We start from the raw sequence: 14468 nt of genomic DNA on the forward strand, positions 1-14468 counted from the left end.
ACCAATCAACCATCGATTCATTCGTTCTTTCACCAATAGAACATATCTGTGCATTTCACTTGGATACAAGCAACGAATAACACATATCCATGCAAATCATTCGACTCCGGCTGTAAATGGCAGGCAGGTGCTATAATGGGGTCATTAATTACAGGGGAGCGAGCACATAAGAATGAAGAAGCCAAACTGGAAGCGTTGGTTGCCACAGCGGCTCAGATACCGTCTGTTTGGTGCATTTGTGGTGTTGATTCTCTTGCCGTTCAGTGCATTGAATGTCTACAATTATCAGCAGATTGAATCCCTGGTTGAGCAGAAAATCAGTGAACAGAGCCATGAGCAGCTGGTGCAGATGTACCGCTCTCTGGAGGACCAGATGAGCATTGCGTTCAAAACGCTCATTTTTCTGGAACAGGATTCTGCGGTAAGAAGTGTGCTAACTTCCCCGGACAGTCGTACGCCGCTGGAGAACAAGTCACTGGTGGAAGAAAAGTTCAAGATGATTAACAACAGTTTCTTTCTATATAATCCCTCGGTGTACTTCACTCTGCTGGATTTTTATGATAGCGTTTACACTTCGTATTTGCCAAAAACAGCATTGGCTTATGGCCCTTATCTGGAGCAATTCCGCGAACGTCTTGGAGAAATATCCATTCCAAAAGGGGGTAAAGATTCGCACCCGCTTCAACCGGAAGAACTTTTCTATCGCTGGGATGCCCGGGATACCAATCCTGTGCTCCGGGAGTTATCCTCCAGCCCGTATCTGTTGTCGCTGTATTCCTATATGAAAGATAGCGGTGGGAAACGGTACGGGTTGGCTCGGATCAGCATTGATTACTCGTACTGGTTCCAAACGATGTTGAAAGATTCACAAACTAATCAGGAGTATTATCTTATTACAGGAAGTGGAGAGACCATAGCCAGATCATCCAAAACAGCGGCGCTGTCCCCGGAAGTTACACGTGAAATAGCTCTGCATCCGGCACAGGCTTATCTGACTGACCCAGCCTCGGATACGCTGATTAACTACGTGTACATTGAATCACTGGACTGGTATATGGTGAATCGCATTCCGCTGTCCATTCTGTTTACAGAGATATCTGAGCTTAAACAGCGTTACTTTTTGACCTTTTTTGGCTTCACAGGCGCATTTGTAGTGATGGCCTTTATGATCTCGGCAACGTTCACGCGCCCCTTGTCGCACTTACAGAATAAGATGAGAGAGGTTGTCCGCAAAAACCTCAAGATTCGTATTCCCGAAGGTCGCAGTCGTGGGGAAGTACTGGAGCTGACGCGTACCTTCAATACGATGCTGGATGATGCCAATCAGATGATTAACAGACTTAAGGCAGAAGAACGCCAGAAGGAAGCGGTACATTTTCACATGCTCCTCGCCCAGATGAATCCGCACTTTCTCCTAAATACATTGAATACAATGAAATGGAGTGCGATACGCAGCGGGAATGAGGAGATCTCCGAGATGTGTGTTTCCTTGGGCAAACTACTGGAGGTCAGCCTGAATTCACAGGTCGAATTGGTATACCTGAGGGACGAGATTGAACTGGTTCAAGCTTACCTTCATATCCAGCGGATTCGATACCGCGATAGCTTTGAGGTGACTTGTGACTTTGACGACAAGCTGGAGTATGCGCTGGTACCCAAGCTGAGCTTGCAGCCCCTTGTGGAGAATGCCATTCATCATGGTGTGGGACCAATGGAGCAACTTGGACAGATCCGCATCGGGATATATAGGCAAGACACAGGAATGCTGATGCTGGAGGTAGCAGACAACGGAATTGGTATGGAGGAATCCCGGCGTCAGCAGACAACCCGCACGCGTCCGGGGATTGGTCTGTCCAACCTCAGGGAACGATTGCGATTACTGTTCAAAGGCCAAAGTGAACTTGAAGTGATCGATACCAAGCCGGGGACGTTGGTCAGGTTCAGCATTCCTTTTTTATTGTCGACACCTTATGTACAGAAGCGTTCAGACTAGCGCACTGGAGAGGGGAATCTGGCATGTGGAAGGTATTACTTGTAGAGGATGAGGTATTTGTACGAGAGTCGGTGCGAGAGATTATTTCCTGGGAAGAGCTGGGCTTCACGGTCATCGGAGAATCCGGTAATGGAACCGAGGCGCTTGCCATGATCATACAGGAGGCACCTGATCTTGTACTGACCGATATTGTGATGCCGGGTATGGATGGTCTGGAATTACTCAAACAGACGCGTCAGGCCGGGTTAAAAACCAAGTTTGTGATGCTCACCTGTATGGGGGAGTTCGAGTATGTACGCCGTGCAATGGAGTACGGGGCTTCGAATTATATTCTGAAGCTGTCGATGAGTGTGAATTCGTTGCGTGATACACTCCGTAAGGTAAGTGCGGAACTGGGAGCCTCAGCTGAAGCCCGGACAGAGACAACGCATCATGAAGAGCCATCATCCACACCAGTTCTAACATCTACGCCTGCATCGACTGATTCGCTAACCGTCTCTTCCGCGCCGCCGTCTGCAATCGATCTTCCATTTACACCTGTTCGTGAGCCGGTTGTGAAACATCCGGAGATTAGCAAAATAATTGAGTATATCGGGCAGCATTACGATCAGGACATTACCGTCAAATCCATGTCGCGGTACGTGATGATGGGGGAGAATTATGTGAGTGCTTTGTTCAAAAAGAAAACTGGCCATACCCTGATTCATTATCTGCATGGGGTACGGATGGAGAAAGCGGCGGAATACTTGCGTGAGACAGACCTCCCCGTACAGGAAATTGGTTACCGGGTAGGGTTCGGAAGCGATAATTATTTTATCAAAATATTCAAGCGTTGGACCGGTTGCACGCCCAGTCAGTATCGCCATCGCTCGTGACTCACAGGATGAATAGAAGGAATATGTGTACTCGAGTGTTTAGATAAGGTAGGGTAAATCCGTATTTTTGTTCCATTCGAATCATGGATATGTATCTTATGAACCCAGCAAGGTCCCTGCTACGATGTTATGGAAGGTATCACTTCAATTCAGGGAGGTCATGTGACCAGATGAGAATCAAAAAAGGATTAACAGGGTTCATCGTTGGTGTGCTGATGCTGGGCTTGCTTGCTGGCTGTGTTGGTAAAAATGAGACGAACGGTGGAGATAACGGGGGTGGAGCAGCAGCAGGAAAAGTGAAGCTTACCATGTGGGGCGCAGTGCCGCCGGAGAATGGTCCGCAGGAAGTTGTGGATACCTGGAATGCAGAGCATCCTGAGATTCAGGTGGAATATGTGCGGTTTGTGAATGACGACGACGGTAATCTGAAGCTGGATACGGCACTGTCCACCGGTCAGAACGTTGACCTATATGTCAATTACACCCTGACGAATCTCGATAAACGTATTAAGGGCGGGACAGCATTGGATCTCGGTGAGTTCAAGGACTACAACATTGACGAGAAAATGGGAGAAGACGCGGCTTCATGGAAAGTAGACGGTAAATATTACGGTATGCCAACCAAGAAAAATGCGGCCTTTTTCGCCTTAAATATGAAAGCGCTTGATCAAGCGGGGCTGAGCGTACCCACAGCCTGGACTTGGGATGAAGCCCGAGAATATGCACTCAAGCTGAAGAATGTTGGTTTCAAGTACGGTTTGGTACAGCATACCGCTTCCTATGTGGACCCGCTCGATTCTGTACTGGTCAAGAACGGTTATGTTAAGGCGGACGGAACTTCCAATCTCGACGATCCGCTTGTTACCAAATGGCTGGAGACTTTGAATGGAATGATGAAGGAGGATGCAACTACACCTCCACTCGGCGAACAGCTGACTTCCAAAATGCCGGTGGAGAACATGTTCCTTGGTGGTGAGTCCGCCATGATTAACATTGGGGAGTGGTTGATTCGCACGTCGAACAACATGACCGAGTTTCCACGGGATTGGAAAATCGCCTTTGCTCCGGTACCGAGACTGGTTGCACAGGAAGCAGATATGGTGAAGAGTGGAGGGCTTGGTGACTTTATCGCGATCAATTCCAAGTCGAAAAATAAAGAAGCCGCATGGGAGTTCCTGAAATGGTACGCCGATGGTGGAATGATGCCGATGGCTGCCGGTGGACGTCTGCCGTCCTCGAATGCGGTTGATCAACAGACGGCTATCGATCATCTGCTCGGTGATTATGCCGATTCTTATGACAAAGAGTCACTGGAGTTTGTGTTGTACGGTGACAAGACCCCTACATTTGTCCGCAGCATTGCGCAAGAGGTAGTCGATCTGCGTGCACAGGAGTATGAAAAGTTCTTCCTTGGTAACCAGACTGCTGAAGTTACGGTACAGAACATGGTCAAACGCCATAATGACTGGCTGAAGCAGAATCAATAAAAGGCAAAAGCAATGAGTCCGAAGGCCGTCCCCAATGGGGCGGTTTTTTTCTTTTCTATATAAGCACTGGACGAATAGATGAATAGACCCAAAAGAGCATTAGAGGTATGACATGAGCCAGGGCTATCCGGACTAAAGGAATAGAACAATTCCATGTTATTTTCATCTCGAAGGTCACTGCCAAAATACATAGTTCTGTGATACCAGGAAAGAGGTTATGTTCCTTAAAAGTGAAAGGACATCTTGTTATGCTTATTTCAGAACAGATGTTAAGGAGTGGGGGAGCGTATGCATAAATCCTGGATGAAACGGCAGAGCAGGCTCGGGTATTTGTTTATTGGGCCCAATATGATTGGTGTGCTGTTGTTTTTTATTATACCGGCTGTCTATTCATTCTATCTCATGTTCACCGATTACAAATTCATGAGCCCGGAGACACATTTTGTGGGGCTGGACAATATCCGCCGTATGTTGAATGATGATCTGTTTGGGGTAGCACTGCGAAATACATTTGTATTTCTGTTAGCGGTTCCAGTATCGATGGGGTTGGCATTTATCGTGGCTGTTGCATTGAACAAGTCGGTGTACTGGCAAAAAACACTGCGTGCCCTCTATTTCATGCCCTATATCACCAGCGGCGTTGCGATCGCCTTTGTCTGGATGCTGCTGTTCCAGCCAACATCGGGGCCGATTAACGGTTTTTTGCGGGGGATCGGTATTACAAACCCACCTGGCTGGTTATCGACAACTGAATGGTCCATGTATGCGATTGATATCATCTGGATCTGGTTCATGCTGGGGTACAACATGATTATTTATTTAGCAGCTCTGCAGGAGATTCCGGAGGAATTAGTTGAGGCTGCTAAGATTGATGGAGCCCGCCCTTGGCAGACCATTCGTCAAGTGATCTGGCCGCTTGTGAGCCCAACGACCTTTTTACTGCTGATAACAGGACTGATTATGACGATCAAAAACTTTGGCATTATTCAGGCGATTACTCAGGGTGGGCCGGGAAACAGTACAACAGTGTTGTCGCTTTTTATCTACCAGAATGCCTTCCGCTATTACGAGATGGGATACGCTGCTGCCATTAGCTGGGCGCTCTTTGCCATCATCATGGTCTTCACAGTATTGCAGTGGGTTGGACAGAAACGTTGGGTTCACTATTAAGGAGGGAAGGGATCGTTATGGAGAAATCAATTGCCGCAAACGCGAAGCCCACAGCTCCGCATGCACCTGAAGGTAAATTCCGCATGGAGTCCTTAACCCAGATTCGAAGAATCATACTGACACTTCTGATGTCCGGGTTTGCTTTGCTGATGATTATGCCGTTCATCTGGATGATTAGCACGTCGTTCAAATCTCCTGCGGACGTATTCACCTATCCCATCCAATGGATACCCTCCAGCCTGAACTGGGAGCATCACATTAAGGTCTGGAGCGGAGCGGATACCTTTGCTACGTATTATCTGAACTCGTTGAAAATATCACTAATTAGCACGATCGGAGCTGTATTTCTATCGGCGTTTGCAGCTTATGGCTTCGCAAGAATTCAATTCAAAGGACGGGAGACACTGTTCCTCATCTATCTCTCGATGATGATGGTGCCCCCGCAGGTGCTCTTTGTGCCCAAGTTCCTCATGTTCGAATGGGTCGGCATCTATAATACGCATTGGGCCCTGATCCTGCCTGGAATGTTCACGATCTTTGGGGTGTTTATGCTTCGGCAATTCTTCCTGTCGGTGCCATCGGAGATTTCGGAAGCGGCATTCATCGACGGTGCAGGTCACCTACGCATATTCTTTAGATTGATTCTGCCCTTGGCGAAGCCAGCGCTGGCTACACTTGCGATCATTGATTTCTCCTGGCACTGGAATGACTATGAGAATGCGCTTGTGTTTCTCATCGACAAAGACCTGTATACCGTGCCGCTTGGTCTGCAGAACTTTATTCTGGAGAACAACGTGGATTACAACGGCATGATGGCCGCTGCCACGGCAGGTATTATACCGATGATTATCGTCTTTTTGGTAGGCCAGCATTACATTATTCAAGGCGTGGCTGGAAGTGCCGTGAAGGGCTGAAGTTGCTACCAATGTTTAATGTTATCCCTTAATATAACCCTTTTGCTGAACGAGTAAATTTTCGCGGCAGAAGGGTTTTCTGTTGAAAAGGAGAATTAATCCATGATCTGAGTTTACCCATTGGAGCTGATTCTTTTGGAAATGAAAATTGTTACTTTGCCTGCTTTTCATGTTGTAGGTTATTCACTGGAAGCGACTGTAGAAGAATTCGAATCGGGGCTGGGCAAGAGCCACTACGATAAGCTAGTGGAGAGAAAGAAGGAAATTCATCATCGAAAAAATGAAAACGTCATGTTGATGCAGATCTATCCGATGAATGAGGATTTTAACGCAAAGGTTGATAAGTTCACACATCTGATAGGTTATGAGGTAACTAGTCTGGATAACTTCCCGTCCGAGATGATAAGTCATGACGTCCCTGTCAGCCAGTATGCGACGTGTACGCATCGAGGGAATGAGTCAGAGATTGGTGATACATATGATTATATATACGGACAGTATCTTGGTGAGACGGGACATGAACCGAAGTGTTATGATTTTGAAATCTGGGATGAGCGCTACCAACCGGAAAGTCCCAATAATGAAATAGATATATATGTAGCTTTGCAGTGATGCTATCGGGATTGATGGGACACATTTAAATGAAGGAAGAGGATGTTGTTGAAGCTGAGTATAATCATATTTATTGTTTTTATATTGTGTGGTATTTCTTCGTTCTTTCTAACCTTTTTTCCTAGTTGGATCTTTTTAAATTTATTTGGAGTAGTAGCGGGAGTATTTACACTTGGTATGGGGTTGTTTCATGGCATGAAGCAAACAAAAAACATCGTAAAACGAATATCTCTCAAGTGTTGTTGCATCATTTTTGGTATCGGCTCGATATTACTTTTTGTTCCTAAGACAGTGTCGGGTATTCAGGATATCGGTCCTTATCTTTCCCAAGATTACGAAACAATAACAGGTAAACCGAACTACATAGGGTCCATGGGCAGGAAATGGAGGGAACAAACCATCGAAATAAATCAAATGGAATTGATTAACACTCGAGATATCGATTGGGAAAATCGAGATAAAACGTTGGAGATAAAGTATCTGCCGAGAACCAAATATGTTATGAGTATTAGAGCAGTTGAGTAATAGATATGTTTTTAGATATTGTTGAGTCTAATCTGAACGATCCATATCTTCCGCAATACAATAGTTCAAACTTCGTATATAATTAACAATGAACTATGATGCTGAATGACTACATAACTATCGCGAGGTGCACTAGACTTATGCCAACCATCTACGACTTTACCGTAACCAGAACCAGTGGAGAGCGTTTCCCACTCTATCAATATGAAGGAAAACCTGTGCTCATCGTAAACACGGCAAGTAAATGTAAATATACGCACCAGTTTGATGACATGCAGAAGCTGTATGATCAGTACAAGGATCAAGGACTTCAGATTATTGGTTTCCCATGCAACCAGTTTGCAGAGCAAGAGCCTGGAAGCAGTTCGGAAGCAGAATCCTTCTGCCAGATTAACTATGGTGTGAAATTTCCGATGTTCTCCAAATTGGATGTGAATGGAGAAGCGGCGCACCCGCTCTACGACTTTTTGAAAAGATCTGGACCTTTTGCTGGCTTTGATGAAACGGATATTCAGGCCAAACTATTGAAATTGATGGTGGCTGATAAAGCGCCAGAATGGTTACATGGAGATGCAATCAAATGGAATTTCACGAAATTCCTGATTGATGCAGAAGGTCGTGTGGTTAGACGCTTCGAACCGATCGACTCCATTGACGAGATTCAAGAGAGTATTAAGCAGCTTCTATAATTTCACTTTGATATCTCATACAGGGGCATGACAAGAATCGTTTCCCTCTTCCGAACAGGAGGTGCATGAATATGCCGAGCATGATGCAATTTAGTGCTTCACTGGAGTATAGTTATCGTTCCACCAGTGTATTTAATCCGGGCAAGTCAGATGGATTCCATTCACATCCACATTATGAGATTTATTATTTTCATGATGGAGAATGTACTTACATTATAGGAGACCGGGTATACAACCTGAAGCCAGGTGATCTGGTGTTAATGCACGGCTTGACGCTTCATCGACCACATCCGAAGCCTGGCAGTACTTATGAGCGAAGCACATTGCATTTTGATCCGTCTGCCATACGAAGTAGTCTGCATGCTGACCGCATAGTTGAGGTCCTGAGGCCATTTGAAGAACTCAGAAATTGCCGGGTCAATCTGACGGGGGATAGCCGTTCTGAATTTGAAGCTCTATTGCATGATCTTCATCGTCTGTCTCAGAGTCAGAGCCATTTCAGACAAGAGCGCATGAATGTCAGACTGTGTGATCTGTTATATTTTGTAGCAGAGATCTGCCAGGGTGATGTCGAAGAACAACTTCCCTCATCGGAGAAGGAGCGGCATGTCCAGCATATTATTCGTTATGTCGATACACATTATATGAAGGATATTGGTCTGGATGATTTGGCACTGGAATTACATCTTTCCAAGCCATATCTGGCAGGCATGTTTAAGGAAATGACAGGTTTGACGGTATTCAAATATCTGTATGACCGTCGTATCAATCAGGCCAAGCTTTTGTTTCAGTTCCAACCAGAGATCACGGTGACAGAAGCAAGTCGATTGTCCGGTTTCAAACGACTTTCGCATTTTAGCCGGATGTTCAAACAAAGTGTGGGATGTTCGCCTGATCTGTACCGTACCCAATTGCATCGTCAATCATAGAAGTCTTCTGTAAGCTGACCGGCTTGTCTGGTTGGCTTTTTTTGTTGATTTTCGTTCGCGGAATGCGTATCACTGTGTTTAGAGCACACGCAGAACAGGTAAAGAAAGGTAATGAAACCACAGGAGGCGATTATGAATGAAACAGCGCACACCGGACCAGAATAACAACGATACCCATCAGGAACAATCCCGTGACAACCCTGAACAATATAAGACAGAGCACGAAAGTCTGCTTGACCGTTATGAAGAAGAACAGACTGTAGATCCAATTCCGATGGAAGATCTGAATATGGAGGCTCAGGAAGAGAAGAACAAGGATCAAACCAAAAGCAACTCGTCGACCGAAGAGAAATACCGGGCGGATTATCGCAAAAAAGGCGAGTGAAGCATAACGTTAATGGCTGTTTGAGGAAAAAATGGTGAAGTATTTTCAGTGATTGTATATTTGGTGAAAATAAATTAGTTTGTTGACTAATGTATGTTACTATATTATAGTTACTATGTTGGCAAATGAAAAAAATTTGGGAGGCGAATAAGAATGACTACTTTTTTTGATGCGTTGAAAAACAGAAGATCTTATTACGGAATCAGCAAGGAATCTACAATTTCGGATGCTAAAATCCAAGAAATCGTAGAAGAAGCAGTGAAGTATACACCAACTTCCTTTAACTCACAAACATCCCGTGCGGTTGTACTGCTCGGCGAACAACATGATAAATTGTGGAATCACACAGAAGAAATTTTGCGTGAAGTGGTAGGTAATGAAGAAGCTTTCAAATCCACAGCAGAGAAAATGACTGGATTCCGCAGCGGATATGGTACGGTTCTCTTCTTCGAAGATAACAATGCGATCGCACAGCTTCAACAGAATTTTGCAGCTTATGCAGATAACTTCCCGATCTGGGCGAACCAATCCAACGGTATGTTGCAACTGGTAATCTGGACGGCTCTGGAACAAGAAGGTCTGGGTGCATCTTTGCAGCACTACAATCCGTTGATTGACGAAAAAGTGAAGCAAGAGTGGAACATTCCTGAGAACTGGAGATTGATCGCTCAGATGCCATTTGGTAAACCAACGGCAGCACCGGGTGAGAAACAATTCCAACCGATTGAAGAGCGCGTAAAAGTACACAAGTAAATCAATTTCATAATACCTTTAGCTGCTTCAATCAAGGCTAGATATAGATCAAAACGTTTCAATTTGTCTATATCTAGTTACATAAATTCATTTTAATGAGTTATGAAATTGATTTAAGTAAGCTTCGCATTTCCCAACATTTAACCACATACGGCCTCGCTTCAATTTGATACGATGTTAGTTGATCGTAATCCAATGAAGCGAGGCTTTTTGATGTGAATAATAGATTAAAAGACATGACGAATCAACGTGTGTGGAAGATAGCTGTATGTGGGTTATTAACACTTGGGTCGGTGGCTGGGTACAGTTCGGGCGTTCAGGCTGCAGCCGTGCAGCAACAGTTTCAGGATACCCGTACGAGTTATGCCAAGGATGCCATTACACATTTGGTGAACAAAGGCATTGCTGCCGGTACGTCAGAGACTACATTTGAACCGAAGAAAGCCGTCACTCGTGCAGAATTTGCGACGTTTGCGGTGAGATTGCTAGGTTTGAAGCCCGTTAAAAATAATATCAATCCTTATCAGGATATTAGCATAAATGCCTGGTATTACGGCAACGTTGCTGCCATGACGAATCTTTTCATTTTGGAGGGAAAGGGTCAGGGAACGTTCCAGCCTAATGCGTCCATTACGCGCGAAGAAGCGGCTGCTCTTCTTGTTCGGATGTTAAAACAACAGCCCGTAGAGACGTCACTTTTATCTTCAACGTATTTCGACGCAGCGGATATCTCGGACTGGGCACGTCCTTATGTGCAGACGGTGTATCAACTTGGATTGATGCGGGGAAGTGGAGGCATGTTCCGACCGCATGATCAAGTAACGCGCGAAGAAGCTGCGGTCATGCTTGATGCGATCTTACAAAAGAAAACATGGTCTGAACAGTTACAGCGTGGAGATGAACTCGGCGTTCAGTTGGGCTGGCAATATAATTCCACTACCGCTGAATTCAAGAAGCAGGTGGAACAGTCTGAAGTGAATACGCTCGTCCCACGCTGGTTTTTCCTGAATAGCAGTATGAAAGTAACGGATCACACGGACCCTGCATTGATCTCCTGGGCATCCGCCACTGACAGGCAGTTATGGCCATTGCTTGGGAATCGTTCTGATTCGGCACTTACCCATCAGATGTTATCCAGCTCAACGAACCGAGCGGCAGTGATCTCACAGGTAGCTGCTTATGTCAAAACCTATAAATTGGACGGCATTAATGTGGACTTCGAGAATGTTGATCCTGCGGATCGTGAAGGGTTAACGGCATTTGTGACCTCCTTGACGGCTACGTTGCACGCATTGGGTGCAGTGGTGTCTGTGGATGTATCACCGGATCTGGGTACAGATTGGACGGAGGCATTTGATTATGCCAAACTGGGCGCTGTATCGGATTATATGGTGCTAATGGGATACGAGGAACACTGGAACGGTGATCCGATAGCAGGATCTGTGGCGTCTCTTCCATGGGTGGAAAAGGCACTGGATACTATGCTCTCCGAGGTGGTACGTGCCAAAACCATTTTGGCCCTTCCGTTGTACACACGAGACTGGTCCTCGGTGAACCCGGCAACCAGTTCTTGGGACATTACATTGTCAGAACAGGGAACGCGCGCGCATGCTATAGGATCTGTAAGACGATGGGATGCAAGTCTGGTTCAATATATGATTGGGTACAACAGCAACGGAATGCCAAGATATATATGGGCAGAGGACAGTCGTTCTTTATCAGCCAAAGTGTTGATGAGTGAACAACGTCAGATTGCCGGTCTGGCTTACTGGTATATGGGCGGCGAAACAGCCGATGTGTGGAACGCTATTTCGAATGCTTCGCGATTTGAATCATATAACTTCTGACCATTATGAATTGCATAGACTCAAACGAACCGTGATACAGGCGGATGGTTTGGGTCTGTTTGTTTTGGTATAAGATAAGCAATATGAGGAATCGTTTAAGCTTGGCTGAACGGTTTAATGTATATAAGGACAAAATATAGATATAGTTTAGGAGGAGAAGGAGCATGCGAGAGGTTGATTGCATAATTGTAGGTGGAGGGCTCGCAGGGCTTCAGGCAGCCATTCAGCTTGGGCGTTATTCAGCTCATCAGGTGTTGGTCATCGACGCGGGAGAAGGCAGATCAACCCTGTGTCGGACGTACCATAATATCCTGGGTTTCCCCGATGGGATATCCGGTGAAGAGCTCAGAGCCCGAGGCAGAATGCAGGCAGAGCGGACAGGTGTATCTTTTGAGAAAGATCGTATTGTGCAAGCAGGCCGTCATGGAGAGAAGATTCAATTGTTAGGTACATCCGGCGTTGAATATAGGAGCAAAACGGTGTTATTGGCAACGGGGCTATCGGATCGAGTTCCGGATATTCCGGGATTAACCCCGACCCTTGGCCGAACAGTCTATGTCTGCCCTGATTGTGATGGTTATGAGATTCAGGATCAACGTACGGTGCTATTGGGGTCTGGTGAAGCAGGTGCCCATATGGCGATGATCTTAATTCAGCGTACAAATGATCTGTTATATATCAATCATGAGCAGACCGCCATATCTGCTGAGCTTCATCGCAGCATGAAAGAGGCGGGCGTTCGTTATCTGGAAGCGGCTGTTCAGGAAGTGCAACAGATTGAGGATGGTCATATCACTGGTGTTCTGACAGAAGATGGACAGATCTTTGAGTCTGAGCGAGGCTTTATCGCTTTTGGAGGCAATCGGGTACACTATGAACTGGCGGAGCAGCTTGGAGCTGTGATCGCAGATAATAAACATGTAGAAGCTGATCCGCGCAGCTTGCAGGCAGCGACGAATGTGTGGATAGCCGGGGATCTGGGACTGCACGCAGAACAAGCAACCGTTGCGATGGGTGAGGGTTCCATTGCCGCGATCTGGATTCATAAGGCGTTACAGCAGATGGCAAACGATTAAATGTGGATTTCATTATCAAAATAAAATTTCAGTTTGGATAATTAGAATATCATTTTTCCATAACCCAAAAAGACCTCCCAAGCCATGAATAGGCGGGAGGTCTTTTTGGGTTAACTTCATCTGGAAAAAGGACAATCATTTATCCGATGAATCTGTTGACTTGGAAGAAGCCTTCTCGTCCTTCGATTCATGGGAGAAATCCTTCCGAATGTTGTCCACGATATCGCCAACCACACCTTCGATCATGTCGGTTGGTCCGGGATTATGTTTGTCTGGATGGATAACGGTATTCACGCCTGGTTCAAGTTCATCCTTTGTTTTCTCAGGTTTGGTTTTATCACGCATGGGAAATCCCTCCTGGTTCGATATTATATAAGGTGTAAGGTGTTCTTTAACATATCCAAACACCGTTACACATATGTAAACGATTAACCGCTGTAGTTCTTTTGAAACGCGTACTTGCTCTTATCATAGAAGATATATACAAAAGTGAACGTGCTGATTAAACTTCTGCAATACGTTTATATTATAGATAACCAGTTGATTATAGAGTCTAAAGGTTAAAACCAATAAACAACTAATATACAGGAGGTTATTCAGATGAATGAACAAAATCATGTAATCCATAAAGATGGTCAGGTTTCAACGGACAAGGTGGACAATGCAATCGAAAAGATTGCACCGGAAGAGAGAGAACAGATTTTACAGAATTTTGATGCATTCAAAGAATATCTGGGTAAACGAATTGCGATGGGCGAGTCTATCGGATTAAGTGAAGAACAGATGGCTAAAATTGCCCAGAAAGTAGCTGACCATCTGGCTGCGAACGAAGAGCCTCGTAACCGTGAAGAAAAGTTGCTTCAGGAACTCTGGAATGTCGGCAAGGAAGATGAACGTCACATGCTGGCTCATATGCTCGTTCGTTTGGCGCAAGACTCCACAACCAATCATTAAGATTAATATACATGCTTCAGCATATTCATGAATAAACATAATAATCTTGTACTAGTCAAGAACCCCTGAATGACGAGACTTCAGGGGTTCTTATCCTTTTCGGAAACTGCAGACAGGAGTAATGACGTTCATTGTAACTATTTTTAATCTGGCTGATACTTTTATATTTGCTGTTCCAAGTATGATAGGAAAAGAGAGAATGTTGGAATTAATAGTTCACTTGAGCGTTTGATAAGGAAGACTTCCGGTTAAGGAATAG

The 14468-nt window shown here is 45.3% G+C and carries 15 protein-coding genes; 14 read left to right on the forward strand and 1 reads right to left on the reverse strand.

Annotated features, from left to right (window positions below):
- Positions 1 to 172 precede the first annotated feature (172 nt).
- From NLBNIHML_RS29665 to NLBNIHML_RS29725, 13 genes are all read left to right on the forward strand, one after another.
- On the forward strand, positions 173 to 1993 hold the full coding sequence (locus tag NLBNIHML_RS29665) for a cache domain-containing sensor histidine kinase (RefSeq protein ID WP_494353389.1): 1821 nt from the start codon (positions 173 to 175) through the stop codon (positions 1991 to 1993).
- A 23-nt stretch (positions 1994 to 2016) separates the two neighbouring features.
- Entirely contained in the window at positions 2017 to 2868 is an 852-nt protein-coding gene (locus NLBNIHML_RS29670; RefSeq protein ID WP_339241895.1) for a response regulator transcription factor, read from the forward strand.
- A 170-nt stretch (positions 2869 to 3038) separates the two neighbouring features.
- Positions 3039 to 4355, forward strand: coding sequence for an ABC transporter substrate-binding protein (locus tag NLBNIHML_RS29675; protein WP_494353390.1), 1317 nt, complete (start codon positions 3039 to 3041; stop codon positions 4353 to 4355).
- Positions 4356 to 4643: 288 nt separating this feature from the next.
- Positions 4644 to 5525 carry a carbohydrate ABC transporter permease gene (locus NLBNIHML_RS29680; protein ID WP_339260640.1) on the forward strand — a complete coding sequence of 294 codons (882 nt, stop codon included), beginning with the start codon at positions 4644 to 4646 and terminating at the stop codon, positions 5523 to 5525.
- 83 nt (positions 5526 to 5608) lie between these two features.
- Positions 5609 to 6439 (forward strand): carbohydrate ABC transporter permease, encoded by an 831-nt coding sequence (locus NLBNIHML_RS29685; RefSeq protein WP_379381240.1) that lies wholly within the window; start codon positions 5609 to 5611, stop codon positions 6437 to 6439.
- 141 nt (positions 6440 to 6580) lie between these two features.
- A complete protein-coding gene (locus NLBNIHML_RS29690) occupies positions 6581 to 7051 on the forward strand; it encodes a GyrI-like domain-containing protein (RefSeq protein WP_342573344.1) in 471 nt (156 codons plus the stop codon).
- A gap of 48 nt (positions 7052 to 7099) precedes the next feature.
- Positions 7100 to 7576 carry a hypothetical protein gene (locus tag NLBNIHML_RS29695; protein ID WP_342572689.1) on the forward strand — a complete coding sequence of 159 codons (477 nt, stop codon included), beginning with the start codon at positions 7100 to 7102 and terminating at the stop codon, positions 7574 to 7576.
- A 140-nt stretch (positions 7577 to 7716) separates the two neighbouring features.
- The gene (locus NLBNIHML_RS29700) at positions 7717 to 8265 is read left to right on the forward strand and encodes a glutathione peroxidase (RefSeq protein ID WP_062833964.1); all 549 of its coding nucleotides are present in this window, start codon (positions 7717 to 7719) and stop codon (positions 8263 to 8265) included.
- 71 nt (positions 8266 to 8336) lie between these two features.
- Positions 8337 to 9194 (forward strand): AraC family transcriptional regulator, encoded by an 858-nt coding sequence (locus tag NLBNIHML_RS29705; RefSeq protein ID WP_494353391.1) that lies wholly within the window; start codon positions 8337 to 8339, stop codon positions 9192 to 9194.
- 136 nt (positions 9195 to 9330) lie between these two features.
- Complete coding sequence (locus NLBNIHML_RS29710; protein WP_494353392.1) at positions 9331 to 9579, forward strand: YczO family protein; 249 nt, start codon at positions 9331 to 9333, stop codon at positions 9577 to 9579.
- A 153-nt stretch (positions 9580 to 9732) separates the two neighbouring features.
- Entirely contained in the window at positions 9733 to 10332 is a 600-nt protein-coding gene (locus tag NLBNIHML_RS29715; protein WP_339241906.1) for a nitroreductase family protein, read from the forward strand.
- 215 nt (positions 10333 to 10547) lie between these two features.
- A complete protein-coding gene (locus NLBNIHML_RS29720) occupies positions 10548 to 12179 on the forward strand; it encodes an S-layer homology domain-containing protein (RefSeq protein WP_494353393.1) in 1632 nt (543 codons plus the stop codon).
- A gap of 164 nt (positions 12180 to 12343) precedes the next feature.
- On the forward strand, positions 12344 to 13255 hold the full coding sequence (locus tag NLBNIHML_RS29725) for an NAD(P)/FAD-dependent oxidoreductase (RefSeq protein WP_339241910.1): 912 nt from the start codon (positions 12344 to 12346) through the stop codon (positions 13253 to 13255).
- A gap of 135 nt (positions 13256 to 13390) precedes the next feature.
- Here the strand turns inward: NLBNIHML_RS29725 and NLBNIHML_RS29730 are convergent, their stop codons facing one another.
- Positions 13391 to 13600 (reverse strand): hypothetical protein, encoded by a 210-nt coding sequence (locus NLBNIHML_RS29730; protein ID WP_339260646.1) that lies wholly within the window; start codon positions 13598 to 13600, stop codon positions 13391 to 13393.
- Positions 13601 to 13855: 255 nt separating this feature from the next.
- Here NLBNIHML_RS29730 and NLBNIHML_RS29735 point away from each other — a divergent pair, with 255 nt between their 5' ends.
- Entirely contained in the window at positions 13856 to 14209 is a 354-nt protein-coding gene (locus tag NLBNIHML_RS29735; RefSeq protein ID WP_310334611.1) for a DUF3243 domain-containing protein, read from the forward strand.
- Positions 14210 to 14468: the final 259 nt, after the last annotated feature.

The sequence above is a fragment of the Paenibacillus sp. JNU01 genome, from assembly GCF_059130585.1.

Excerpts from the sequence above, each read along its gene's own strand:
- NLBNIHML_RS29665 (WP_494353389.1), top strand. The coding sequence starts at position 173 with ATGAAGAAGCCAAACTGGAAGCGTTGGTTGCCACAGCGGCTCAGATAC.
- NLBNIHML_RS29670 (WP_339241895.1), top strand. The coding sequence starts at position 2,017 with ATGTGGAAGGTATTACTTGTAGAGGATGAGGTATTTGTACGAGAGTCG.
- NLBNIHML_RS29675 (WP_494353390.1), top strand. The coding sequence starts at position 3,039 with ATGAGAATCAAAAAAGGATTAACAGGGTTCATCGTTGGTGTGCTGATG.
- NLBNIHML_RS29680 (WP_339260640.1), top strand. The coding sequence starts at position 4,644 with ATGCATAAATCCTGGATGAAACGGCAGAGCAGGCTCGGGTATTTGTTT.
- NLBNIHML_RS29685 (WP_379381240.1), top strand. The coding sequence starts at position 5,609 with ATGGAGTCCTTAACCCAGATTCGAAGAATCATACTGACACTTCTGATG.
- NLBNIHML_RS29690 (WP_342573344.1), top strand. The coding sequence starts at position 6,581 with ATGAAAATTGTTACTTTGCCTGCTTTTCATGTTGTAGGTTATTCACTG.
- NLBNIHML_RS29700 (WP_062833964.1), top strand. The coding sequence starts at position 7,717 with ATGCCAACCATCTACGACTTTACCGTAACCAGAACCAGTGGAGAGCGT.
- NLBNIHML_RS29705 (WP_494353391.1), top strand. The coding sequence starts at position 8,337 with ATGCCGAGCATGATGCAATTTAGTGCTTCACTGGAGTATAGTTATCGT.
- NLBNIHML_RS29710 (WP_494353392.1), top strand. The coding sequence starts at position 9,331 with ATGAAACAGCGCACACCGGACCAGAATAACAACGATACCCATCAGGAA.
- NLBNIHML_RS29715 (WP_339241906.1), top strand. The coding sequence starts at position 9,733 with ATGACTACTTTTTTTGATGCGTTGAAAAACAGAAGATCTTATTACGGA.
- NLBNIHML_RS29725 (WP_339241910.1), top strand. The coding sequence starts at position 12,344 with ATGCGAGAGGTTGATTGCATAATTGTAGGTGGAGGGCTCGCAGGGCTT.
- NLBNIHML_RS29730 (WP_339260646.1), bottom strand. The coding sequence starts at position 13,600 with ATGCGTGATAAAACCAAACCTGAGAAAACAAAGGATGAACTTGAACCA.
- NLBNIHML_RS29735 (WP_310334611.1), top strand. The coding sequence starts at position 13,856 with ATGAATGAACAAAATCATGTAATCCATAAAGATGGTCAGGTTTCAACG.